The 25,304-nt window shown below is 36.6% G+C and carries 26 protein-coding genes; 17 read left to right on the top strand and 9 right to left on the bottom strand.

Features of this window, described 5'->3' with window-relative positions:
- Nucleotides 1-15: 15 nt before the first annotated feature.
- Nucleotides 16-585, bottom strand: a complete 570-nt coding sequence (locus A8L44_RS08080; RefSeq protein ID WP_066103958.1) for an HD domain-containing protein — start codon at nt 583-585, stop codon at nt 16-18.
- A gap of 241 nt (nt 586-826) precedes the next feature.
- Between A8L44_RS08080 and A8L44_RS08075 the strand changes: the two genes are divergently transcribed.
- The gene (locus tag A8L44_RS08075; protein ID WP_066103956.1) at nt 827-1,327 is read left to right on the top strand and encodes an NUDIX domain-containing protein; all 501 of its coding nucleotides are present in this window, start codon (nt 827-829) and stop codon (nt 1,325-1,327) included.
- Nucleotides 1,328-1,403: 76 nt separating this feature from the next.
- Here A8L44_RS08075 and A8L44_RS08070 read toward each other — a convergent pair whose 3' ends face one another.
- Together A8L44_RS08070 and A8L44_RS08065 are read right to left on the bottom strand one after the other, a co-directional pair.
- Entirely contained in the window at nt 1,404-2,015 is a 612-nt protein-coding gene (locus tag A8L44_RS08070) for a hypothetical protein (protein WP_066103954.1), read from the bottom strand.
- Nucleotides 2,016-2,435: 420 nt separating this feature from the next.
- On the bottom strand, nt 2,436-2,576 hold the full coding sequence (locus A8L44_RS08065) for a small acid-soluble spore protein P (RefSeq protein ID WP_077248027.1): 141 nt from the start codon (nt 2,574-2,576) through the stop codon (nt 2,436-2,438).
- Nucleotides 2,577-2,722: 146 nt separating this feature from the next.
- Between A8L44_RS08065 and A8L44_RS08060 the strand changes: the two genes are divergently transcribed.
- From A8L44_RS08060 to A8L44_RS08035, 7 genes are all read left to right on the top strand, one after another.
- Nucleotides 2,723-2,998 (top strand): hypothetical protein, encoded by a 276-nt coding sequence (locus tag A8L44_RS08060; RefSeq protein WP_066103951.1) that lies wholly within the window; start codon nt 2,723-2,725, stop codon nt 2,996-2,998.
- Between the two features lie 229 nt (nt 2,999-3,227).
- Nucleotides 3,228-5,957, top strand: coding sequence for an aconitate hydratase AcnA (gene acnA, locus A8L44_RS08055; RefSeq protein ID WP_066103949.1), 2,730 nt, complete (start codon nt 3,228-3,230; stop codon nt 5,955-5,957).
- Nucleotides 5,958-6,116: 159 nt separating this feature from the next.
- The gene (locus tag A8L44_RS08050; protein ID WP_066103947.1) at nt 6,117-6,611 is read left to right on the top strand and encodes a TlpA family protein disulfide reductase; all 495 of its coding nucleotides are present in this window, start codon (nt 6,117-6,119) and stop codon (nt 6,609-6,611) included.
- A gap of 126 nt (nt 6,612-6,737) precedes the next feature.
- Nucleotides 6,738-6,869, top strand: coding sequence for an FbpB family small basic protein (locus A8L44_RS18470; protein ID WP_077248025.1), 132 nt, complete (start codon nt 6,738-6,740; stop codon nt 6,867-6,869).
- Between the two features lie 68 nt (nt 6,870-6,937).
- A complete protein-coding gene (locus A8L44_RS08045) occupies nt 6,938-7,081 on the top strand; it encodes an acid-soluble spore protein N (protein ID WP_066103946.1) in 144 nt (47 codons plus the stop codon).
- A 347-nt stretch (nt 7,082-7,428) separates the two neighbouring features.
- Nucleotides 7,429-9,735 (top strand): AAA family ATPase, encoded by a 2,307-nt coding sequence (locus tag A8L44_RS08040; RefSeq protein WP_066103944.1) that lies wholly within the window; start codon nt 7,429-7,431, stop codon nt 9,733-9,735.
- Between the two features lie 35 nt (nt 9,736-9,770).
- Nucleotides 9,771-10,190: an acyl-CoA thioesterase gene (locus A8L44_RS08035; RefSeq protein ID WP_066103942.1), complete on the top strand. Its 420-nt coding sequence runs from the start codon at nt 9,771-9,773 to the stop codon at nt 10,188-10,190.
- A gap of 46 nt (nt 10,191-10,236) precedes the next feature.
- On the opposite strand, the gene A8L44_RS08030 is transcribed toward A8L44_RS08035, so the two are convergent.
- The 3 genes from A8L44_RS08030 to plsY form a co-directional block, all read right to left on the bottom strand.
- Nucleotides 10,237-10,527, bottom strand: coding sequence for a HesB/YadR/YfhF family protein (locus A8L44_RS08030; protein WP_066103940.1), 291 nt, complete (start codon nt 10,525-10,527; stop codon nt 10,237-10,239).
- Nucleotides 10,528-10,861: 334 nt separating this feature from the next.
- The gene (locus A8L44_RS08025) at nt 10,862-12,001 is read right to left on the bottom strand and encodes a CapA family protein (protein WP_066103938.1); all 1,140 of its coding nucleotides are present in this window, start codon (nt 11,999-12,001) and stop codon (nt 10,862-10,864) included.
- A 308-nt stretch (nt 12,002-12,309) separates the two neighbouring features.
- Complete coding sequence (gene plsY, locus A8L44_RS08020) at nt 12,310-12,918, bottom strand: glycerol-3-phosphate 1-O-acyltransferase PlsY (protein ID WP_066103936.1); 609 nt, start codon at nt 12,916-12,918, stop codon at nt 12,310-12,312.
- Between the two features lie 171 nt (nt 12,919-13,089).
- Here plsY and A8L44_RS08015 point away from each other — a divergent pair, with 171 nt between their 5' ends.
- The 4 genes from A8L44_RS08015 (at nt 13,090) to A8L44_RS08000 (ending at nt 19,137) form a co-directional block, all read left to right on the top strand.
- Nucleotides 13,090-13,500 (top strand): CoA-binding protein, encoded by a 411-nt coding sequence (locus A8L44_RS08015; protein ID WP_066103933.1) that lies wholly within the window; start codon nt 13,090-13,092, stop codon nt 13,498-13,500.
- 337 nt (nt 13,501-13,837) lie between these two features.
- Nucleotides 13,838-15,805 carry a DNA topoisomerase IV subunit B gene (parE, locus tag A8L44_RS08010; RefSeq protein WP_373925479.1) on the top strand — a complete coding sequence of 656 codons (1,968 nt, stop codon included), beginning with the start codon at nt 13,838-13,840 and terminating at the stop codon, nt 15,803-15,805.
- A complete protein-coding gene (gene parC, locus A8L44_RS08005; RefSeq protein ID WP_066103930.1) occupies nt 15,799-18,234 on the top strand; it encodes a DNA topoisomerase IV subunit A in 2,436 nt (811 codons plus the stop codon). The genes parE and parC overlap by 7 nt, the downstream gene beginning before the upstream one ends.
- 147 nt (nt 18,235-18,381) lie before the next feature.
- On the top strand, nt 18,382-19,137 hold the full coding sequence (locus A8L44_RS08000) for a hypothetical protein (RefSeq protein ID WP_066103928.1): 756 nt from the start codon (nt 18,382-18,384) through the stop codon (nt 19,135-19,137).
- A 218-nt stretch (nt 19,138-19,355) separates the two neighbouring features.
- Here the strand turns inward: A8L44_RS08000 and A8L44_RS07995 are convergent, their stop codons facing one another.
- Nucleotides 19,356-19,775 (bottom strand): hypothetical protein, encoded by a 420-nt coding sequence (locus tag A8L44_RS07995; RefSeq protein ID WP_066103926.1) that lies wholly within the window; start codon nt 19,773-19,775, stop codon nt 19,356-19,358.
- A gap of 453 nt (nt 19,776-20,228) precedes the next feature.
- Between A8L44_RS07995 and A8L44_RS07990 the strand changes: the two genes are divergently transcribed.
- The 4 genes from A8L44_RS07990 to A8L44_RS07975 all read left to right on the top strand — a co-directional run bounded on the left by A8L44_RS07990 (nt 20,229) and on the right by A8L44_RS07975 (nt 22,897).
- A complete protein-coding gene (locus A8L44_RS07990) occupies nt 20,229-21,146 on the top strand; it encodes a nucleoside hydrolase (RefSeq protein WP_066103924.1) in 918 nt (305 codons plus the stop codon).
- 165 nt (nt 21,147-21,311) lie between these two features.
- On the top strand, nt 21,312-21,761 hold the full coding sequence (locus A8L44_RS07985; RefSeq protein WP_066103923.1) for a staygreen family protein: 450 nt from the start codon (nt 21,312-21,314) through the stop codon (nt 21,759-21,761).
- A gap of 81 nt (nt 21,762-21,842) precedes the next feature.
- On the top strand, nt 21,843-22,403 hold the full coding sequence (locus A8L44_RS07980) for a YcxB family protein (protein WP_066103920.1): 561 nt from the start codon (nt 21,843-21,845) through the stop codon (nt 22,401-22,403).
- Nucleotides 22,400-22,897, top strand: coding sequence for a metallophosphoesterase family protein (locus tag A8L44_RS07975; RefSeq protein WP_066103917.1), 498 nt, complete (start codon nt 22,400-22,402; stop codon nt 22,895-22,897). Before A8L44_RS07980 ends, A8L44_RS07975 begins: the two co-directional genes overlap by 4 nt.
- Before the next feature lie 48 nt (nt 22,898-22,945).
- Here A8L44_RS07975 and A8L44_RS07970 read toward each other — a convergent pair whose 3' ends face one another.
- Nucleotides 22,946-23,968: an HAAS signaling domain-containing protein gene (locus tag A8L44_RS07970; RefSeq protein ID WP_066103916.1), complete on the bottom strand. Its 1,023-nt coding sequence runs from the start codon at nt 23,966-23,968 to the stop codon at nt 22,946-22,948.
- On the bottom strand, nt 23,955-24,302 hold the full coding sequence (locus A8L44_RS07965) for a PadR family transcriptional regulator (protein ID WP_066103914.1): 348 nt from the start codon (nt 24,300-24,302) through the stop codon (nt 23,955-23,957). The genes A8L44_RS07970 and A8L44_RS07965 overlap by 14 nt, the downstream gene beginning before the upstream one ends.
- 406 nt (nt 24,303-24,708) lie before the next feature.
- On the opposite strand from A8L44_RS07965, the gene A8L44_RS07960 reads away from it, so the two are divergent.
- Nucleotides 24,709-25,260, top strand: coding sequence for a site-specific integrase (locus tag A8L44_RS07960; protein WP_066104338.1), 552 nt, complete (start codon nt 24,709-24,711; stop codon nt 25,258-25,260).
- Nucleotides 25,261-25,304: the final 44 nt, after the last annotated feature.

Raw genomic sequence — 25,304 nt, 5'->3', positions numbered from 1 at the left:
GCTGTGTTTGACAAATTATTTGTTGTTACTATCTTTTATAGAATCAAAAAAGCTATTTACGTCTTTAACGTATTGATGGAAAAACTCCGGAATCTCTTTGTCGTCCAAACCATAAAAGCTATTCATTGCAACCCCTCTGATATACCATTCCTGAGAATCCAGTCCTCTTTTAAAGCAGTTCCAAATTTCACTCCCCAATAATTCATGTCCGGCAGTCATGGATTTTAGGTTATCCCATTTATCAGCAACAATAAGAGCCTTTACTTCAAGAGGCGCTTCTTTAACAAGCTCAAGTGTATGCTGCTTACGTTCTTCCCAGGTTTTTGTTTTGTCCTCTGTATGAGCAGAAACATAATGCGCGATTTTAGGTCCAAACTCCTTTTCAATCTGTTCAATCGTTGTATCTGTGTCCTCCACAGTATCGTGCAGGAATGCTGCAATCACCAATTCTTCACAAAAACCAGCCTCTTCAAGAGTTTTAGCCACCTGCAAAGGGTGTATAATATAGGGTTCATTTGACAGCTTACGTACTTGTCCGGCATGTGCCTCCGTTGCAAATTGTACTGCTTTTTCCTTTAATGTCATTCATTCAGCCACCTTATCTATATATACTGAAATTTCACTATCTTATTATAAATAAATAATTCTGTGCAGCTAGAATATATAAAATATACATATGATTATGGGTATTATATCATATTTAGCTTTGAGGCAGGTCTTATGCGTTTTATTTATGAATATGTATAATAATATATTACACAGAAAGCTAAAATTATATATAATCATACTGTGGATTATTAGAAAGATTTAAAAGGGGTCATAAACCATGGAACTTATCAAGGAAATTTATGATGATGCGTCAGAACAGTATACGGATCATGCATATCGTATTAGAAAGGCATCCAGAGCTGTAGTCATTAACGACCGTGATGAGATTGCTCTTTTATTCGTTGCAAATGGAAACTATCATAAATTGCCTGGTGGAGGCATTAAAAGCAATGAAACTATTTATGATGCATTAAAAAGAGAGGTAGAAGAAGAAGTAGGAACCTTAATAGAAGATATTAAGGAACTGGGACTTACTATTGAATACCGTAATAATGAAGAGCTGCTTCAGATATCTTATGGATATATTGCTAAAACTATTGGTGAACTTAAAGACCCGATGTATACCGACGATGAGATTAACGACGGATTTGTATTAAGATGGGTGCCAATCAAAATAGCGATTGAAATATTAAAACAAGACATGCCTTCTAATTATGCAGGACAATTTATTCAGCAAAGAGATCTGGAATTTTTATTAAAAGCTGACGAACTGATTTAAAATAATGTCAGTCACTACTCTAAAAGCTGCACTCCAATTGTTAGAGATTTAATTGCAATTGGAGTGCTTTTTTAGTTTAGTTAAAATAGTTTTCTAAGTCAGCTAAAGAATAGGCATCAGAAACACCTTTTTTGGAATATAAATATTGAATTAGATTTTTATCATCTTCATACAGATCAGCTAGTCCATAATAAATATTCTTTAAATAGGGAAGAGAAGGTGGAGTGATGTTCTTTTCAGCAATAGTTCGATTATCTGTAAAGGTGAAAATCGGATATCCATCCGTCTCACCCAAGTAGAGAATATTACCATACCAAGAATCGTTAAAGGAATAGGTATGAACATTTTTGGCTAATTCAAGATCTATCTCCATTTTATAATTGTCATTCTCCTGCTGTACAATTTGTTTAAACTGTTCGCTAGTAATTAGGTATTTCTTACCGTATGTCCTTGTATTCGTATCTCTATCAGTATTGATAAAAGCGACACCGCCATCCCAACGACCTGAGTATTCAGCGAAGTACATCTCATAAGGAAGAGAAATCGGAGCAATTTTTTCTGGATAAGCAGGATTCGTACACCCACGTTCATTTTTTGTAGAACCCTCTGGTGTCCCTCCGCTTATATAACAACGAAAGCGGCTCTCTAATAAATTGGATCCATAACTTGCGTACCATACATAATCCATTGTCGTATAATACCTCCTCAATAAAATTCTATATAGATATACGTACCACAAAAGGGATTGATTACACATGAACATGCGGGAGGCAGGTTAATTCCTTAGAAAAATCAAACGTATCGTGAGCACGCACAAAAACGGTAAGCTGTGTAACCTTCAGAAAAAGAATTTTAAACAATCAGGGAGAGAAAAGGGAAAGTTAATAATAATATTTTTAGTTAAAAGGCGAAAATTTAAAAATATAGAGGATATTAGTAGTTGTATTAGGTCTGCCAGTAGGAAAGGCCATTAAAGATAATACAAAACCTTATAATCAATGTTTCTGTTGAAAGTCTGAGGATCTTTTCCTGAATACTATCTATGAGCGGAATTAAAATGCGAGAGAAAAAAATTCCTCCCGCAGTCTTTTAAGAAAAGATAATGCTGTTACATATCGTGATGAGAATGATTTTTTTGACGTGTATGCTGCCTGTTTTTCACTTTATGAGAACCGCTTAAGGGTGCCGGTTGGCCAGAATGATTTTTATCTTTAGGGCCTTTTTGGTGATTAGCGTTTTTATTCGACATATTCATCCCTCCTACCTATAGTATGAGAGCCTATTAAATGATTATACAGGTATATAATAACGGGTATTTAGAAGCTGATTCACATCATGAATAAGGCAATAAACTTCCGTACATCATAAAAGATATATTGTTAAGGAGGGGTGTACGTGCCTTATCACAAAAATAAAGTTCAAGCCTTTCAATCCGCTCAAAATGGCGTCAGAAGAGCGGTGGATGCACATGAAAATCTTGAATCTATGCAGCATGATCCTCAATTTGGCCATGAAGTGGGACATTTGTGGGAAGAAATTAATGAGGCGTATCAGCAGGTTGAAAATGCTTATGAAGTGGCAAGTGAACATCAAAAGGACCAACTGGATGATTATAGAAATACATTAGACAAAATGGTTTCAGATTTAGACAAATTTGAAAAATATCGATAAGGTACCGGCCAGCTAATATTACTTTGCTGGCCGGCTTTTATTTTATCAGGAAAATAATTACCAATAAGCAGAACTTATGACAGGTAATAAATTACTTATATTTTACTTTATGGAAAGGTTATATTAATATTAAATTGTTAGAATATTAGGATTGAATGAAAAGTGTTTTACTTTTCTACAATTTATTACTATATTCTGTAATATCTTTTACCTAGAGGGGGTAATTTGATTGGGGAAAAATGATGTGTTCGATTCACGGAGATTTTTTGAAATCGACGGTAAACGCTATCATTACTACAATTTGAATGTATTGGAAGAAGCAGGAGTTGGAGAAGTTTCCAAATTGCCTTATTCCATTAAAGTTTTACTGGAGAGCGTTTTGCGTCAACAGGATGGGAGAGCTATTAAAAAGGAACATGTGGAAAACCTTGCTAAATGGGGAACAGAGGAAATGTCAATCGATATTGATGTACCTTTTAAACCTTCCCGTGTAATATTGCAGGATTTCACAGGTGTACCGACTGTAGTCGATTTGGCTTCATTACGTAAAGCCATGGCTGATATCGGAGGAGATCCGGGTAAAATTAACCCTGAAATCCCGGTTGATCTTGTTATCGACCATTCAGTTCAGGTTGATAAATATGGAACTGCAGATGCGTTGCAGATTAATATGGATTTAGAATTTGAAAGAAATGCGGAACGTTACCAATTCCTAAGCTGGGCACAAAAAGCATTTGATAATTACCGTGCGGTTCCACCAGATACAGGGATTGTTCACCAAGTGAACCTTGAGTATTTGGCTAATGTTGTACATTCAGTAGAAATGCCGGATGGCGATTATATGACTTTCCCAGATTCTTTAGTGGGAACTGATTCACATACTACCATGATAAATGGTCTGGGTGTATTAGGATGGGGTGTAGGCGGAATTGAAGCGGAAGCTGGAATGCTTGGCCAACCTTCTTATTTCCCAGTACCTGAAGTTATCGGTGTACGGTTTATTAATTCCTTGCCAAACGGAACAATGGCTACAGATTTGGCGTTAAAAGTTACTGAAATACTGCGTAAAAGTGGTGTGGTTAATAAATTTGTAGAATTTTTCGGCCCTGGGATGAGCGCTCTTTCACTTTCAGATCGTGCGACCATCGCAAATATGGCACCGGAATATGGCGCTACTTGCGGTTTCTTCCCAATTGACGAAGAATCTCTTACTTATATGCGTTTGACTGGACGTACAGAAGAGCATATCGCAATTGTTGAGCAATATTGTAAAGAAAACGGTTTGTTCTACTATAAAAACAGTGATGAACCAAGATATACAAAAATTATTGAGATTGACCTTTCAGAAATTGAGGCTAATCTATCCGGTCCAAAACGTCCGCAGGATTTGATTCCTTTATCTAATATGAAATCTGCCTTCAATCAAGCTTTAACAGCTCCGGTTGGAAATGCAGGATTCGGTCTTAGTCAAGATGAAATTAATAAAAAAATCACTGTTCAGCTGAATGATGGCCGTCAGGCGCCGATGAAAACAGGTGATATTGCCATTGCTGCCATTACAAGCTGTACGAATACTTCTAACCCATATGTTATGCTGGGTGCTGGACTAGTTGCTAAGAAGGCTGTGGAATTAGGATTACAGGTTCCACATCACGTAAAAACATCATTAGCTCCGGGATCAAAAGTCGTTACAGGCTATTTGCGTGATTCTGGTCTGGGAACATACCTTGATAAACTTGGTTTCAATGTTGTTGGGTATGGCTGTGCTACATGTATCGGGAACTCCGGTCCATTAATGGAAGAGATTGAAGCAGCTGTTTCTGAATCAGATTTACTTGTTACTTCTGTCTTATCCGGTAACCGTAACTTTGAAGGACGTATTCATCCGTTAGTAAAAGCAAACTATTTGGCATCACCGCCATTGGTTGTCGCATATGCCTTAGCAGGTACAGTGGATATCGATCTTGAGAATGATCCAATTGGAAAAGGTAAAGATGGAAAAGATATTTATTTCAAAGATATCTGGCCATCCAGTGAAGAGGTTAATAAACTTGTACAGGATACCGTAACATCTAATCTCTTCCTTAAAGAGTATGAGCATGTATTCGATGACAATGCAAGATGGAATGAAATCCAAACCAGCAACGAACCTTTATATAATTGGGATTTTGATTCAACTTATATTCAAAACCCACCTTATTTTGTAAATATGGATCCTAACCCAACAGAAGTAAAACCGCTTGACGGACTGCGCGTTGTCGGATTATTTGGAGATTCAGTTACAACAGACCATATATCTCCGGCTGGATCTATCGGCAAAGATACACCAGCAGGTAAATACTTGCGTGAAAAAGGAGTTGCTATCCGTGACTTTAACTCATACGGTTCTCGTCGTGGAAACCATGAAGTTATGATGCGCGGTACTTTCGCTAATATCCGAATCCGTAATCAGATTGCTCCAGGCACTGAAGGTGGATATACAACGTATTGGCCAACTGGTGAAGTGATGTCTATCTATGATGCATGTATGGAATATAAAAAAGATGATACTGGCTTGATCGTATTGGCTGGGAAAGATTACGGAATGGGAAGCTCCCGTGACTGGGCTGCCAAAGGTACCAACCTACTTGGAATTAAAACGGTCATTGCGGAAAGCTTTGAAAGAATTCACCGTTCCAACCTTGTATTAATGGGTGTACTTCCGCTTCAATTCAAAGAAGGCGAAAGCGCTAAAACACTTGGTTTAACTGGAAAAGAGAGAATCTTTGTTCCAGTTAATGAAAATGTTAAACCACGTGACATCATCGAGGTAACTGCAGTTGGAGAGGACGGAACAGAGAAGAAATTTGATGTTTTAGTTCGTTTTGATTCTGATGTGGAAATCGATTATTATCGTCATGGCGGTATCTTACCAATGGTTTTACGAGGAAAATTACAAGAAGCATCATCTACTAAGTAACGATAAAAAACTGACTTCGGTCAGTTTTTTATTTTTGTTTAGAATAACTAATTGTAAATATGAAGTTATCAGGATGAGATTTTCACGCTTTCGTAAAATTGGAAATACTGATACAATTTCAGGTGGGGAATATACTATTTGTGGCTGGGGGAGTTTAGTGTGAAAAAAATCATCGGGTCACTTTTATTGCTGATACTGATTGGAGTAGCATTTTATCAAGTGTTGAATCAGCCTGATACACCTGTCAAGGCTGATGAGGGCAAAGAAGCAGTCGACTTTACATTAAAAGATCCAGATGGAAAGGAAATTACACTATCTGATTATAAGGGGAAAAAGGTGTTGTTAAACTTTTGGGCAACCTGGTGCAATCCGTGTAAAAAAGAGATGCCTGATATGGAAAAAATTAAACAATCTCATCCTGATGTAGTTGTTTTAGCCGTAAATATAGATTCTGATCAGGATATAAAAGGATTTATGAGTGATTTAAAACTTACGTTTCGGACTGTATTGGATGTAGATGGTGAAGTGAACAAAAAATATAAGGTTGTGTCCATTCCAACTTCATTCTTCATTAATGAAGAGGGAGTTATTGATAAAAAGGTTGTAGGGTTAATGGAATATAAACAAATGGAAGAGCATATCGCAAACATGTAAGCAGCCTTGAAGGCTGTTTTTTCATATTTTAAAGACTAATTAGTTATCGTTATTTTCTAAAAATGTTATAAATACAGAAAAAGTAGGCAATGATATTATAAAATAAAGTATGGATGGTGGTTGACGATGAAAAAGCGTAAGCGGATGTCTTTAGCAGATTTAATACTGGAAAATAAAAAACAAATTATAATGGATAAACATGCAATGGAAGTTCTAGAAGATCGAATCGATAAAAGAATGATGGAACGAGCGGAGTAATATCCAATATCTACACCTTATAAGTCATGCGTAAGTAAGCATGATAAGAAAGAAGGGGTGAAGATAAAATGGGAAATCCGAAGAAAAATTCCAAGTCATTTGTACCAAATCACATTGGAACTCAACCTAGAGCTGCCGGTGGAAATAAAGGCAAACAGATGCAAGATACATCCGGAAAGCATCCAGACGTGATTCAAACAAAAGGTGAATAGCTGAATAATTTAATCTCAAATCTGCCTGAATCCTAATGGAGACAGGCAGATTTTTTAGTTGGTTAGAATCCAGGAAATTTACTTCGCGTTCATTAATGAATTAAAAAAACTATGTTCCAAATCTTCATGGTGAATTTTAAAACCAAACCCAAGTAGCCAAGAAAAATAATCCGTAAAAAGAGGGACAAATGAAGCGGCCATTACGACTAAAAGACAGAACTTCTGAATAAGAGAATGTTTAATTTCAATAGTTGACTGGTGAATCATACATTAAGCTAAAATGATTAATCTGGAACGTGTTGTATGATAGGATGGAGACATCGACTGAAAAAAGGATGAAGCAGTAAATGGAATTATCAATAACCAATTATAAAAATATGATTGATGAGTGGGAGAGAACGTTGACTAAAGAAGGTTCACTCCCCATAAAAACAGAATTACTTAGTGTGCTTCAATTTATATGTAAAAACCAGGGTGAGTGGGGAATATCAGCAGATTTAGAAGGAAAGCTGTTATATTTATTAGCCCTGGAAAGAAGTAAGCAAGAGGAACAAGATGATTTATATTATCTATTATTAGATGAAGCAAACCGATTATTGAATAATCGCTCTGAAATACAACGATTGCTGGAAACTAAGCAGCTCAATCGTTTTAATGACTTATATACTGGCTTTTCTACTCCAACTTTACGAGAAACGGATAATAGAACTGCAAAACGTAACACGGTCGGGCAGATTATGAATGAAACAAGCAATTACATGAACCGTACAACTGAAGCATTAAAACAAATCAATCAACTGGCAGAAACAGATTTAATCCATACTGCAAAAAAATACTTAAATGATATATTTGACGGTATGCAAAAGGTAATCTCTACGGCAAAAGAGTATGAAGAAACATTAAGCGGGAATTTCCATACCGCAATTGTTTATCAGGAGTTAAAATATTCATTAAATCTTCTGAATAGCCATATTCATCAATTTAACGAGTTTATATCACAGCATGAAATTGTTGATGCAAAGGATCAAGTAAGTGCCTTAGCAGAGTTGAACGAAATGGTTGGGCTGATTGAAATAAAAAAACGGGTTAACCAGCTTTATCAATTTTTGAAGTATCAAAAACACCGTGAAGAATTAGGATTCAGTAATACAGGTGATATTAGCCTAAACATGATTTTAACGGGTAATCCTGGAACCGGTAAGACTACCTTGGCCAGATTATTAGGGAAAATCTATTATGAATTAGGGATATTGCCAAAAGAAAAAATTGTAGAGGTTGATCGTTCTAAATTGGTTGGAGCTTATGTTGGACAAACAGAAGAAAACGTTCGTAAAGCTGTGGAAGAGGCAGTAGGAGGCGTCCTTTTTATTGACGAGGCATACAGCTTAAAAAGAGAGGGCCAACAAGGAACAGATTACGGGCAGACAGTGATAGATACGCTTATATCTCTTATGGATAGTGCAGAGTATTCTGGAAGGTTCGCTGTTATTTTAGCAGGATATCCTGAGGAAATGAGACAGTTTCTGGATAGCAATCCTGGTTTGCGCAGTCGTTTCCCGAATTTTAATTATATGGAGTTACCAGACTATTCATTGGATGAAATGATTGAAATTGCGATTCAAACGGCAGAAAAAAATCATTATTTTATCGCTCCTGATGCGATTCCTTCTTTAAAAAAACGAATTGAATATGAGATGGTTGATCAAACTTTCGGTAATGCCAGAACAGTTAAATCAATTGTTATGGATGCAATCTTCCATAAAGGTTCTATAGGTGAACAGCAAGCCAATGAAAGCTTTTTAAATTATCTTCTTCTGCAAGAAGAGGACTTTTCTTCTCAGTTTCCTGTATCCACTGGAAATCCCCAGGCAGAACTAAAGAATCTTGTTGGTTTGGATATGATTAAAGAGGAAATTCATAAACTTTCAGCATTTGTAAAGATACAGCAATCCAGGAGACAGGCTGGAGTAAAAACGGTACCTGTCCAGCTTCATGCGGTTTTTACCGGGAATCCTGGAACTGGTAAAACAACAGTTGCAAAGCTGTACTCGGAAATACTGCGAGATTGTGGACTGTTGAAGAGAGGTCATCTAGTTGTAGCTAGCCGTGCTGATTTTGTAGCTGGCTATGTCGGGCAGACAGCCATTAAAACGAAAAAGAAGGTTCAGGATGCATTGGGAGGTGTATTATTTATTGACGAAGCTTACTCCTTACTAAGCTCTTCCAATTCAGATTATGGAAAAGAAGTTGTGAATACTTTAGTGGATGAGATGACCAAACATAATGAAAACCTTGTCATCATCTTGGCAGGATATCCTGATGAGATGAAGGCGTTGCTGTCCAGTAATCCAGGATTTTCATCCAGGTTCAAAAAGTTCATGCATTTTCCGGATTATAGCACAGAGGAATTGATGCAAATCATTGAAAATTATGCTCGTAAATATCAGTATATACTGGACCAGGCGGCAAAAGATTACTTGGTTGAAAAGTTGAACCTAATTGAGATTGATGGGAACGGACGATTTGCTATTAATTTGGTTGACAATGCGATACAGGTACAGGCGGTTCGATTAATCGAGCAGACGGGAGAGGATCTGGCTGCGGTTGATTACTCTACTCTGACAAAGGCTGATTTTCAAGATGTGTTAGAATAGAAAAAGGACTATTGTAGAATAGGAGTGTAGAAGGAATGTTTGTTTCAAAAAAAGAAATCCAATTATTTTACGCAGATACTGATATGATGGGTGTTATGTATCATGCAAACTATCTTAAATGGTTTGAGCTGGGCAGAACAGCCCTTATTGAGGATTTGGGCTATAAATATACGGATATGGAGGAAGCAGGCTATTATGCACCTGTTTACGATATTCATGTAACCTATAAAACACCATTACGATATGGTGATCAGGCCTATGTACATACTTGGGTAGAAGAAAATAATGGAATAAAAACACTGTATGGATATGAAATCCGGAATCAGCATGATCAAATTTGCGCAACTGGAACAACTACGCATATTGTAGTAAAAAAAGATAATTTCAGACCGATTCAGTTTAAAAAAGCATTTCCGGAATGGAATGCAAAATACGAAGAAATCAAACGAAAATAGATAAAGAGAATCCCCTGTGTCAGTGGTACACAGGGGATTTCTGTTCTTATTTGCTATAGGAAAACGTGGGCTCAGCCTTCTGTTCGTCAAAGGTTATATTGAGGTTATTTCCGTCAAAATACCATATATCATCCTCATTAATAAAATAGGTGATTCCATCCTTTAATAAGGTAACAGTGGCTTGTTTTCCTTCCTCTTTGCTGATTCCCAAAGAAAAGCCTGATTGTATAGGGCTATAGCCTCCATAACGGGGAAAGAACCGAAGGCAGTCGCCTTTTTCAAGTTCCAATTCTGCTTTATACCATGCAGCTGATTGCTCATCGATTGTAATTTCCATGTTTGAATCCTCCTGATATGTTTATTGGCAGATAAAGGTGAGCTATCTAACTACTGAATACTACCATTATGACATAATTTTAATAAGATAACGATTGGTAACACTCAGTAAACAAAAGGATGTATCACTAGAGTGGTTTAAACTGTTTCAATTCCCACTTTTTATTCGGTGGAAAATTCATCTCTGATAAAGACTCAGTTGCTGTTAGATTATTATTATAATACTCTATAGCCCTTATCCATCTCTTTTAATCTTTTTCTCTCCTAAACTTGAAAAAGAAAAACTGTCCCAATGCAAATTAAGCAAATTTGGAACAGCTCGTTAGTTTAAATTCTTATTTTATGGATGGATGGCTAAGCATAAAATCAGTCAATTTTTCTTTATCGATCTTTTCCTGTCCAAATACATCTTCACTTCCAAACGTATTTATTCTGTAGTCACGGTCGTTTTGATTAGTTACATAGGTTGGAGAGAAGTTTACGTTAGTTACTTCGGTCTCAGTTCCCTTAGCTGACCATTCTTTACGAACGCTAATGGTAACCATACCGCCAATATCTTTATAGTTATTTTTTTGGGCGGAGATGAAGTTTCCTAATGAATAGACAACTAATGTTTTTTTCTGATTGGATTCTATCCATTCAATTGGTTGGAGGACATGCGGATGATGCCCAATAATAATATCTGCACCTGCATTAGACATTAATTTTGCCATTTTTCTTTGTTCATCAGATGGGTTTCTTTGATATTCCAGTCCCCAATGAGCATTAATGAGTATAAGATCCACTTTATCACGTAAATCCTTGATATCTTGTGAGACTTTTTTACCATCTAAGTAATTGACTAAATAATCTTTTCCATCCGGAATAGGAATCCCATTCGTTCCATATGTGTAAGAGAGAAAGCCGATGTTAATACCATTTACGTTCATGATGCGGTCTTGTTTGGCATCCTCTTCATTCTTATGAATTCCTACGTAAGGCATATCAATTTTATTGTAATACTCGATTGCACGCAGAATACCTTTTTCACCTTTATCGAGGGAATGGTTATTTGCTAAGGTTACGAGGTCTATTCCAACGTCTTTTAAGGTGTCCGATATTTCATAAGGTGAATTAAATGTCGGATACCCCGATAACCCCAAGTCACTTCCGGCTGCAATAGATTCCTGGTTGGCAATCGTAAAATCTGGGTTGCTTAGCATGTCTTTTACAGGTGCGAACATATCTGAGAAATCATAACCAGAACCAGTATCTGCATCTTCATATACCTTATCATGCAAAAGTATATCTCCGATGGCTCCAATTTCAGCAGTAGAATGGTAGTTACGTTCAGATAAGAAAACTTCCCTATTATGGGTTAAAGCTACGTTTTTTTCTTCATAATTATTGAAAATCTCCTGAGTGTTTAGATATATAAGTATACCTATAGCTGCGGTAATGATTAAAAATGATAGGAGGGCTATTTTTTTCTTCATTCTTCACCTGCTTAGTAAATTTTTCTAAATATGAGTACATATTTTTAATATATTCCTACATGTATATTGACACTTTTTAGATTAAAATGCAAAATAAGGTATTTTTCTGGTTTCATATGACTGATAATTTTATACTAAATTATCCGATCGTTTAATCCTATTAGGTAATCAGTCGATAGAGGTCGAGCTTTGTTGTTTGAATATGAGATGAGGTTTTCGGAGGAGAATATTGCTTTTGTATTCTGTTTAGCAAAAATAAAAAAGACTGTTTTTGGACCACTAATCGTGATTCCAAAAACAGTCTTATATCATCGTTTAAACAAATTAACCTTAGGTTCTGTTTTATTAATAATACGTTTGATATTAGCGCGATGGCGATAGAAGATAAATCCTGCCAGGAAGATAATTAGGATTAACATGGAAGGATCTCCGCTAAACATGGCATAAATAAGTGCCACAACTGCAATCAACATAGAAGATAAGGACACGATTTTAGTTAGGTATAAGAATACAAAAAAGCATGCAACTAGAATCACAAATAAAAGTGGATCGTATCCGAGCAAAATACCTCCGGATGTAGCTACAGCTTTACCGCCTCTGAATCCGGCAAATATAGGGTACATATGGCCGATAACTGCCAATAAGCCGCATATCAACGGAATAGCAATCCAACTTGGCCATTGATCAGCTTGTATATTAAATATGTATGGCAATAAGGTGGCCAAAGTACCTTTTAAGATATCTATAGTTGTAACGATAATTCCGGCTTTTTTCCCAAGTGTCCGGAATGTATTGGTTCCTCCTAAGTTTCCGCTGCCATGCTCACGTATATCAGTGTTATAAAAAACTTTTCCTATAATTAAGCCTGAAGGTATTGAACCTAGCAAATAGGCCAATATAAACAAAAAATATAACATATAAACAGTTCCTTTCTTACACTACTGGTTAATATATTTTAACATGTACCTGCAAAAAGAAAATAAAAAAATTATTTTTATTAACTTCCCTATTCTGAGCTGACCGTTTATTCTATAATAGCCTATGGGTATACATAAGGATAAATTTTATTATTGAAAGGGGCTATATTCATGATAGAAAATCCAAGCAGAGATGAAATTGGTCTCCTCTTAAAAAAAGCGAAACGAATAGCTGTCGTTGGTCTTTCTGATAATCCGGAACGGACATCTTACATGGTATCTAAGGCCATGCAGGATAATGGATATGAAATTATCCCGGTCAATCCTTCAGTGGATAGTGTTTTGGGTGTAAAGGCGGTTGCGACATTGAAGGATATTGAAGGGCATGTAGATATTGTCAATGTTTTTCGCCGATCTGAATATGTGATGGATCTGGCTAAGGAATTTTTGGAAATCGATGCCGATATATTTTGGACACAGCTGGGAGTTATTGATGAAGAGGCCTTCCAAATGCTAAAGGACAAGGATTACACCGTCATTATGGACCGTTGCATAAAAGTGGAGCATGCATTAACTAAATAATAAAAAATGGCCACCAATTGCTCGTAAATAGCTCATTGGTGGTTTTATAATGTTGTAGGTAATAAAAACTAATAGTTGTAAAAACACCGAAGATGATACCATAATTAAGATACAGGGACTTATTTTATTTGTTTTTTACAGGGACTGGAAGCCGGGATGTCTCGTATACATAACCTTTATCTAAACTTTATTTGCGAAACGAAAAATAATCTGTAAAAATAGAGCAATAGAGCTTTAGTGTGCTGTTTATACTATCAAGAACATTTGTTCTTGTTTAAGAATATGTATATAATAGAAGTTGTAACGTAAAGAGAGGGGTACATAAGTGGCAAAAAATATAAAACCTATTGACTATAACGAAGATGCCATCCAGGTACTTGAAGGATTAGAAGCTGTCCGTAAACGACCGGGAATGTATATCGGAAGCACAGACACACGAGGCCTGCATCATCTCGTTTATGAAATCGTTGATAACTCCGTGGACGAAGTATTGGCCGGACATGGGGACGAAATTATTGTAAAAATTCATAAAGATAATAGCATCAGTGTAATGGATAAAGGTAGAGGGATGCCTACTGGAATGCATAAAATGGGTAAACCGACTCCGGAGGTTATTCTAACCATCCTTCATGCAGGAGGAAAATTTGGTCAGGGTGGCTATAAGACGAGCGGTGGTTTACATGGGGTTGGTGCATCGGTCGTAAATGCTTTATCAGAATGGCTTGTTGTTACCATTAAGCGTGATGGTTTTATTTATGAACAGCGTTTTGAAAATGGCGGAAAACCTGTAACGACTTTAGAGAAAATTGGTAAAACCAACCAAACTGGAACAACCATTCATTTTAAACCGGATGAGAGTATTTTCTCTACCATTGTTTACAATCGTGAAACCTTAAGTGAACGCTTACGCGAATCTGCCTTTTTATTAAAAGGTTTAAAAATTGAATTACATGACTTACGTACGGATGAAAAAGATGTTTATTATTATGAGAATGGGATTGAGGCATTTGTTTCTTACCTAAATGAAGAAAAAGATACATTGCATCCTGTTGTAAGCTTTGAGGGGACTCATTCTGATATTGAGGTTGATTTTGCTTTTCAATTTAATGATGGATATTCGGAAAATATTTTATCATTCGTCAATAATGTCAGAACAAAAGATGGCGGAACTCATGAAGTAGGAATGAAAACTGCTGTTACACGTGCCTTTAATGAGTATGCACGTAAATCCGGTTTGCTGAAAGAAAAGGACAAAAACCTGGATGGTTCAGATATCCGCGAAGGATTGGCTGCTATCATTTCTGTAAGAATTCCAGAAGAATTATTACAATTTGAAGGACAGACAAAAAGTAAACTTGGTACCAGTGATGCCCGTTCTGCGGTAGATTCTGTTATATCTGAAAAATTATCTTATTATTTAATGGAAAATGCCGATATTGCGACATCCTTGGTCCGTAAGTCGATTAAAGCGGCTCAGGCCAGAGAAGCAGCCCGAAAAGCAAGAGAAGATGCACGCAGCGGTAAAAAACGCAAGAAATCGGAAGCGTTGCTTTCAGGAAAACTTACACCGGCGCAGTCCCGCAATCCATTGAAGAATGAACTATACCTCGTCGAAGGAGATTCTGCCGGAGGGTCTGCCAAACAAGGGCGTGATCGAAGGTTCCAGGCTGTTTTGCCTTTACGCGGTAAAGTTATTAATACAGAAAAAGCTAAGCTTGAAGATATTTTTAAAAATGAAGAAATAAACACAATTATTCATGCTGTCGGTGGTGGAGTAGGATCCGATTTCTCCATCGAGGATATCAATTATGATAAAGTCGTCATTATGACCGATGCTGATACGGATGGCGCCCATATCCAAGTATTATTGCTTACCTTCTTTTATCGTTATATGAAACCATTAATTGAACATGGTAAAGTATTCATCGCCTTACCTCCTTTATATAAAGTTAGTAAAGGAAGCGGTAAAAGAGAAGTTATAGAATATGCTTGGGATGATGATGAATTAGAAGGTACCATTAAAAAGGTTGGAAAAGGATACATGCTTCAGCGATACAAAGGTCTTGGAGAGATGAACGCAGACCAGCTATGGGAGACGACTATGGATCCAGAACAACGTACCTTGATCCGTGTATGCATTGATGATGCGGCACGAGCAGAGAGACGGATTACCACATTAATGGGTGATAAAGTAGAACCAAGGCGTAAGTGGATTGAAGCCAATGTTGCTTTTGGTTTAGAAGAAGATGGAAATATTTTAGAAAATGAGAACTTAACGGTTGCTGGTGAGGAGGAAGTATTATGACAGCAGAGAAATACCGCGATCTCCCTCTTGAGGATGTGATTGGCGACCGCTTCGGCCGATACAGTAAATATATTATTCAAGACAGGGCATTACCGGACGCACGAGATGGATTAAAGCCGGTTCAACGAAGAATCCTTTATGCCATGCATTCGGATGGTAATACCAATGACAAACCATATAGAAAGTCAGCCAAGACAGTCGGTCTGGTTATCGGTAACTTCCATCCTCACGGTGACTCATCTGTTTATGAAGCCATGGTCAGAATGAGCCAGGACTGGAAGCTTCGCCGTGAATTAATTCAGATGCATGGGAATAACGGAAGTATTGATGGGGATCCTCCGGCAGCCATGCGTTATACGGAGGCACGTTTATCCTCTATTGCAGGCCAGCTTTTACGAGATATCGAGAAGAAAACAGTCGATTTTGTACCAAACTTTGATGATACAGCTGAAGAGCCGATTGTGCTGCCGGCTAAATTTCCAAATTTGCTTGTAAATGGTTCAACTGGAATCTCAGCTGGTTACGCCACTGAGATTCCGCCACATAATCTTGGAGAGATTGTTGATGCTACCATCATGAGAATCGATAATCCGGATTGTACAGTTGATGAGCTAATGACTGCTGTAAAAGGACCTGATTTCCCTACAGGTGGGATCATTCAGGGGGCAGATGGAATTAAAAAGGCGTACGAAACAGGTAAAGGCAAAATTGTCATTCGAAGTAAAACGGCGATTGAGTCTTTACGCGGTGGCAGACAGCAAATTACGATAACTGAGCTTCCCTTTGATGTAAACAAAGCTAATCTTGTTAAAAAAATTGATGAATTGCGCCTTGATCGTAAACTTGAGGGTATCTCTGAAGTAAGAGATGAGACCGACCGTACAGGTTTACGGATTGTCATTGAGTTAAAAAAAGAAGTAGACTCTAATGTTATTCTTCAATATTTATTTAAAAATACAGATTTGCAAATTACATATAATTTCAATATGGTTGCCATTCATAAGAAACGTCCGCAGCTTATGGGCATAAAAGCAATGCTGGATGCCTATATTGATCATCGCCGTGAAGTGATAACAAGGCGCTCTGAATTTGATTTGGCAAAAGCTCGTGATCGTCAGCATATTGTTGAGGGACTTATCAAAATGATTTCCATTCTTGATAAAGTAATCGCAACAATCCGTGCGTCTCTCGATAAAAAAGATGCAAAAGAAAACCTAATAAAGGAATATACATTTACAGAGGCACAAGCAGAAGCGATTGTTTCCCTTCAGCTCTACCGATTAACGAATACGGATATTACGGCATTGGAAAACGAAGCTGAAGCACTACGTAAAAAAATTGAAGAGCTGACAACTATCCTTGGCAGTGACAAGAAGTTAATGTCAGTTATTAAAAAAGAACTAAAAGAAGTTAAAAAGGATTTTTCAGATTCACGTAGATCTCTAATAGAAGCTGAAATTCAAGACATTAAGATTAATCTTGAAGTTCTGATTCCAAGCGAAGATGTTATTGTTACGGTCACAAAAGAAGGGTATATAAAACGGACAAGCTTACGATCTTATACTGCTTCAGGCGGCCAGGATTATGGAATGAAGGAAGGAGATAGGCTCCTTCATAAGCTGGATATGAATACAACCGATACCTTGTTGTTATTTACAGATAAAGGTAGTTATATTTACTGTCCGGTTCACTTACTTCCTGATATCAGATGGAAGGATACTGGTCAGCATATCAGTAATATCGTACCGCTTGATAAGAATCAGAATCTATTAAAGGCTATTCCAGTTTCTGATTTTGAAAAAGGATCGTTTTTATTATTTGTTACGAAAAATGGATTAGTTAAGAAGTCTGAACTTGCACTATATAAGGCAACGAGATACTCAAAACCATTAACAGCTATTAATCTTAAAGGAGATGATCAGGTTGTGGATATCCATCAAACAGATGGAAATCAAAACATCTTCCTGGCTACTTCTATTGGGTATGGATTGATGTTCCCTGAAAGTGAAATTCCAACTGTGGGAGCACGTGCTGCCGGTGTTAAAGGTATAAATCTCAAGGACGATGATTATATAGTTGCAGGGAAAGTTTTTGCTGAAACTGATTCATCTATGATAGCGTTGATCACACAGAGGGGCGCTATTAAGAAAATGAAACGAAGCGAGTTTGAAATGACTTCCCGTGCAAAACGAGGAGTTGTTATGTTGAGAGAGTTGAAGAAAAACCCACATCGAGTAGCAGGAATAGAATTTGTAAACGATGTTGATACTATTGTGATTTTGTCGGAAAAAGGCATGATAGAAGAAGTTGCATCCTTCCAATTACGACCTAGTGATCGCTATTCAAATGGTTCGTTCTTTATGGATGAAGGCGAAAATGGACCAATCGTTGAAACATGGGTTAAGACTCCCGAAGTATCAAATTCATAGCTTCAATGTATTTCTATCCAAAAAGCTGTAAACAGTATCATCTGTTTACGGCTTTTTTTCTTTGATTTTCATCAGTTATATGCATAATTAAGTTAAATTCCAGGCAATCTATAATGAATAATCCTATACCTGGGAGTTGATGAGTATATGATGAAATGGATTAATCATTTTATAATTTTTTCGATAGTTGGGTGTTTGCTTCTGCCAGTATCCATAGATGCTACAAAAAAAGATGCAAAAAGCCAGGAAGTTGAACTTGGTTCTTATAAAGTGGATGTGACAGGAGACGGGAAGAAGGATCAAGTATATTTATATGGTAATCCTTTTGATCAGGAGACAAAGTATTACAAGGAATTCAAGTTGGTAGTAAAAACAAAAAAGGGAACTAAAAAGGAAACGATTCAAGGAGGGTTTAAGCCTGCCGTTAAGTTTCTCGATCTTAATGACGACAGTACATTGGAAGTTCTGATGGAGATTCCAACAGGGGGTAGCGGAGGAGTTAATGATTATTATGCCTTTTGCATCTATAATAATAAAATTGAACTGATTGAGCTCCCCGAAACATTAAATATCAACGGAGCATTCAAAAATAATTATCAAGCCACTGTAATGGTACCAGAAATGAATAAATCCTACTTAATTGATTTAAAAGATCATAAAAAGAAGTATGATAAACTCGGGGTTTATCGAAAAGGGAAATTAAGTGAACCATCTGAAACATTAGTAAGTGAATACAAATCCTTAAAGGTAAAAGACATTGATAAAGATGGTCATAAGGAATTGATAGGCATTCAGCAAATTTCCGGCGCATCCGTGGTTGATCGAATCGCTGAGGTTCGATCAAGCTGGGTATATAAAGAAGAACAATGGGTGCTAAAGGATGTTCAAGTGGTGCCAAATTAAAACCTTATCCCACGATCTACGATTTCCTTTTGAATTTAATGAGTGAGCGTGTTTAACAGGATTTATGTTTAAATGAAAAAAGTCTCCTAGTCGGTAGGATTACGTATCCTACTCGACTAAGGAGGCTCTTTTTATTGCGGAAATTGCTGATATAAATTAAATTGCCTTTTTATACCGCTGACAACCAGTTTTAGGATATAACATCTCCAGCTAGCATTTTATGAATTCATGACAGTAAAACAAGCTACAACAGCTATGGTAGGTATGGCTAATACTAAAGTGACACCCATCATGGTGAGAGTCTTTATTGCTGATTTTAAGTCCACTGGGGTATTCAAATCATTCGTTATTTCAGAGGATGTACCATAGATGGAGATTATATTTAGAATGGTAACTGCACCTACTATAATAAGGGGAAAAATAACGTCAGAATTTGAAGAGGATAGGTTAATAAAGCCAAAAATGATTAAAATAATGGGAATTGCCTCTACAACAGCTACTTTGATAAACATCTTAGTTTGAATGTTTTCTTTTCTTTCTGGGCCATTGACCAATTCCCTGATTGCTGTTCGTACAGCCCAGCTAATTCCAAATGTTGCGATAACAGCAGCTAAAACAAAATAATAAAGAGCTTCCATCAGTAGTACCACCTCAATCAATTATTTTTAAAATAGTCCTATATTAAAAAATCATTCTATTAATAGAATATCACTATTGGATATATTTGTAATGGGATAATCGTTATAGCGAGACAAAATCATTACCTAGCTATTATTTTATATAATGTATTACAATCTAGATAAAAAGTAATTAAAATAGTATATAGATGTAAATCTAAATAAAAATAGTCAATGATATCAGAGTATATGATTAGAATGAGGGGATTTATTAACTGAAAGATTAACTATTTATTAATGATACATATTCAACTCTACGATAAAAATAGATTGATAAAACATTTTTCATTTAATTTCGCGTGATAGTTTTATAAAATGAGTTTTTTCGTTTAATAAAGATCGGACGGCCAAACTCATGGCATTAGTTCATCATACTGGTAAAAAGTATACTTCAGGAGCAGAGGAGAGAACATAATGAAATCGGTTATCTTAGACGTAGATACAGGAATAGATGACGCATTGGCTATAGCTTATGCCATTCATTCGCCGGAACTAGATATAATAGGTATCACTGCGTGTTTCGGTAATATTCCTGTTGAAGAAGCAGTAAGGAACTCACAAATCGTTCTAGAAAAATTGGGGCGCTCTGATATCCCGGTATATGCTGGTGCACATGAATCTCTTAGGCGTGGCCCGCGAAAAGTATATGCTCGGCATGTCCACGGTGAGGATGGTCTTGGAAATGTACTTAATGGGGAGAAGCCGAGTGAAATACCAGAGGTCCATGCAGTTGATTATCTGATTGAGCAGGTGAAAAACAACCCTAGTAAAATCACTTATATCTGTGTAGGACCGCTGACAAATCTTGCGCTTGCCATTCAAAAAGCGCCTGAGATAACTACTATGTTTGATGAGATAATTATCATGGGAGGAGCGGTTTTCTGTAAAGGAAATGTAACACCGTATGCAGAAGCAAATATCCATTGTGATCCTGAAGCGGCTGAACTTGTTTTCCGCTCTAACCTACCGCTTTTCCTCGTAGGACTTGATGTAACCATGCAAACCCTGCTTAAGAAGGAGGAACTAGCAAACTGGCGGAAGAAGGAAGATGAACTCGGTTCCTTTTTAGCAGACATGACAGAGTTTTATATGGACTTTTATAAGAAGGCCAATCGTGGCATCAAAGGCTGTGCCCTGCACGATCCTCTTGCTGTTGGAGTAGCAATTGACAAGAGCTTCGTCACACTGAAGACAGAACCCATCTCGGTGGAGCTCGAAGGAGAAAGGGTAGGGGAAACCTGTCCCAGTGGAAGCGAAAGGCCGCTTGTTCATGTATGTGTAGAAGTGGACGAAAAACGTTTTGTAGAACATTTTTTAAATAGAATTATTTGATGTTTATAAGTGGGTAAAGCACTATATGACTGTGAAGGTAAATATTTGGTTTTAACACTAGTTTACGAGTAAGGAGAAAAATAGCGATTTATTTCATTTGCACCATTTTTAGGCTGATGTCATAGAATGGTAAAAAATCTTCTTATTTAAAGGAGTGTTTCAGATATGTCCTTCCAGACAGAACAATTGAGTGTGACCTATATTCCGCCGATAACCCCTTCAGGACCTTTAGAGGGTAGAAAATATACATTGACACATTCTGACTTAACCGGACAGTTGTTTTTAAGCATTGGCTGTGAGATTGATGCACTGAACATCAACTGGGAGATGCGGGATGAAGTTGTAGCTGATTGGCGTATGTTAAACGGACAATTTGTCCTAACAGTTTACATTCATATTAGTAAAGGTGAATTTGATGAACAAAAGGCCCAATCACGTTATGATCATTTTGTAAAGATGATGCCTGTAGCCTTACATGCAATTATACATGGTGATCAAACGCTGTTTGCTTACTATCCATGGTTGCTCGATAGCCCCATTTATGTTCAGTTTTCTTCTATTTATCCGGAATACAATAAGATTGAGTATTATGGGACGGTCCGACATTATCAATGATAATGTCGGCTGTCTTTTTTGTTTGTTGTAATTACCTGTTACAATAAAGTTGAAATGAAATAGAAAATGTGAGGAAGTACAATGCAACTAACATATGATCTTAAACTGACTGATGTAACCAATTTTTATCTCCACATGAACAAACAATCTGAAATAAGCAATCGGAGAATGAGAAATAGACAACTAAGATTATTTTTGATTACTTTATGTATTTCACTAATCCTGCAATGGCTATATTTTCGACCTATTACACCCATTTACTATTTGATCAGCTTATTCATTGCACTCTTACCGGTACTTTTTTATTCATTCTATTTAGAGAGAATAATCAGAAGGAAGTTTAGAAAATTTCATAAAAATAGCAGGGAGCCTAATCTATTTGGTACATACCGCTTATCCATCGGAAAAAGCGGATTAACAGAGATGATTGATGGTGGGTATGAGGTACTCTATGAATGGAAAGATATTAAACAAATTGAAATGCTGAAAAATTATATTTATATTTATACGAATGCCATTCATGCTGTTATTATTCCGGTAAGGGTGTTCGGTACATTAGAAGACTGTACCTTTTTTCTGAATGAATTGAAGAGACATATAAAGGAATCAACAAAGCAAAATATCGAGGTGAATCGTCGATGAAAATCATTGTGATATCAGATACCCATATGCCCAGAATGGCAAAAGGACTTCCACCGCGTTTAAAGGAAGAATTGAAAACAGCTGATCTTATTTTACATGCTGGTGATTGGCAAACGAAGAATGTATACGATGAACTGCAATCCTATGCACCCGTTGATGGTGTTTGTGGCAATGTCGATGGAAAGGATCTGATTGACCAACTTGGATATCAAAAAATTCTCACATTAGATGGATATCGAATTGGTTTGGTACATGGGCACGGTAAGAAAGGAACTACAGAGGGAAGAGCAATTGAAGCATTTAGCGGAGAGGAACTGGATCTAATTATTTTTGGACATTCTCATATCCCTGTTAATAAAGACATAAATGGGACAATTCTATTTAACCCGGGTTCTCCGACAGATAAAAGACGCCAAACTGAATACTCATTTGGGATTATTCGGATTGAAAAGAGTTTATCGGTTGAGCATGTGTTTTATAAAAATAAGAGATAAGTGTAAAACAAGAAGGATGCAGCTTTATCAAGCCTGCATCCCTCTTGTTTACTTTTTCTTTTTTTGCTGATTTTTAGTAGTCTTATAGGCTTTATAAAATGCAAAGCTGCAATCATACACAGATATTAAAATAACAACTGCTAATGTGATGGCTATAATACCTGATGGTAATGTTCCATTTGTAGATTTTTCAAATAATAAATTGAAGCGTTCGATAAAATCGCTATTGTATAAAGTAGTGTCATACAGCATTTTATAAAGGATTGCTATAACAAATGCGCTTTGGACTGTATAAAATATAGCGATATGGTAGGTCCATTTACCCATCATGTATTTCAATCCCGCTAAACTTATTTCTAACACTGCCAAGGCAATTAAAAGGGGGATATACGTTTTCAGAACTTCTTGGTTAAACAAGGAGGCTTGCAAAACAAGCTCGCCATTAACGGTCTCATACCAGCCTAATAGATATTCAGAAAATAATAGAATTAGGATCCATATAATTGTCCAAATGAGTCCAAAGATTGCTTCCCCTTTGGATATTTGATACTTATGCTTTTGAACAGTCCGCCTCTGCAATTGGTCAGTGTTCCATTTTGGCTTTACAAGGGGGATGCTATTTGTTTTATTTGCAATTTTATCTATAAATATAAATGTAATGGTGACCCAGGTAAATACCTGAAATGCTGCCTGGAGGATTCCTATGATAGAATCTGTAAACATGTCAATTAGAAATGATACAACGGAGGAATAACTGGTATAATCCGTAATCCCGCTGACTATATGACCCAATAAAACCAAGCCCGCCATCAAACCAAAAGCTATTAGTAAGACCCGAATATAACTATCATAAAAAATCGGCCCTATAATATATCGGTTATTTCCGCTATAATCGGCAGCAAGAATTCTGGGGTCACCCAAGCTATTCAAAACGTTCTTTACATCATTTTCAGTATAGTTATGTGGCAGCATATCCTCAATATTCCCTTTGAGTTCCAACGCAATCTCCTCTTTTGACTCTTCTGGTAGCCACTTTGTAACTTCATAAATATATATATCAATTAAACTCATCACATTCATCCTCTCTTAACAATTGTACCATCTGATTAGACGTTTCAGACCATGCTTCCTTTAATTTTTCATAAATCTGTTTGCCATTCTGGCTTAATTGGTAGTATTTTCTCTGTCGATTTCCATTTAACTTCCAATCGCTAACCAGTAAACCTTGCTTTTCTAATCTTCTCAATAAAGGATAAAGTGTGCTGGGATCAATAGTAACATTTTTTTCTTCAAGGGATTGAACGAGTGAGTATCCATATTCGGGTTTTTGTAATTGACTTAAAACTGCCAGAGTAAGTGTACCTCTTCGCAATTCGATAATGAGAGATTGTATGAGTTCATCCAAAACACCTTCACCTCCTAATTCTATAATAGTGTATGGCATACAGTATTGTTAAGCAAATAATATCCAAAAATTGTTACAAGAAGAGTCAAAAAACGACCTTCATAATTGGGTTTTAAGGTCCTCTTTTTTAATTCCTAAGGTGTTTGTATTCTAAACGTTTTTTGTCGAATGTAGGCGATTTATAGCCTTTTTGGGAAATGTGTAGAATTATGATGGATTTTACCATTAATAATTAAAAAATTCCGAATGTAACAAAGGACTTGAATTGATACATTCGAAAACTGATTAAATCAAGGTTTACAGAAGGTGTGGAATTGAAAAAATCTTGTGTTTGAATGGCCTCTTCACGTACAATAAGAGATGGGAAGAAGGGGGACTGGCAAAAGTGGTTACAGCAACAAAACGAATTAAAAATGTACAGCCTATTCGCCGGCTTGATCAAATAGAGGCCATGAAAAAAGCATTATTACGCTATTGCAGTTATCGGGATTATATAATGTTTACAATTGGGATCAATATTGGGCTGAGGATAGGGGATTTATTGCAGCTACGGGTAAAGGATGTATTGGATGGAACGCATATTGTCATTATTGAACAGAAGACGGAAAAAACGAAAAGGTTTCTGATTAATCCGCACTTGCGAAAAGAAATTAAAAAATACGTCAAGAAAGAAAAACTTTCAAAGGACGATTATTTATTTCCAAGCCGTAAAGGAAATGGACCAATTACGAGGGTTCAGGCTTACCGTGTGTTAAATAAAGCAGCCGAAATGGCAGATATTCAGGATGTAGGGACACATACTCTACGTAAGACATTTGGTTATTTACACTACCAAAAATTCAAAGACATTGCATTGCTGCAGCAAATTTTAAACCATTCCAACCAAAAAGATACGATGATTTACATAGGATTGACACAGGATTTAATGGATGAAACTTTAATGGATTTCTACTTTTAACCAATTATTTACGAACCAACCACCTCTAGAATGGTTGGTTTATT

Origin of the sequence: Bacillus sp. FJAT-27986, from assembly GCF_001685035.1 — a bacterium.
In the GTDB taxonomy this organism is placed as follows: domain Bacteria; phylum Bacillota; class Bacilli; order Bacillales; family Pradoshiaceae; genus Pradoshia.
Note: the sequence above shows the minus strand (reverse complement) of the source record. Positions and strands in the feature narration are given on the sequence as shown.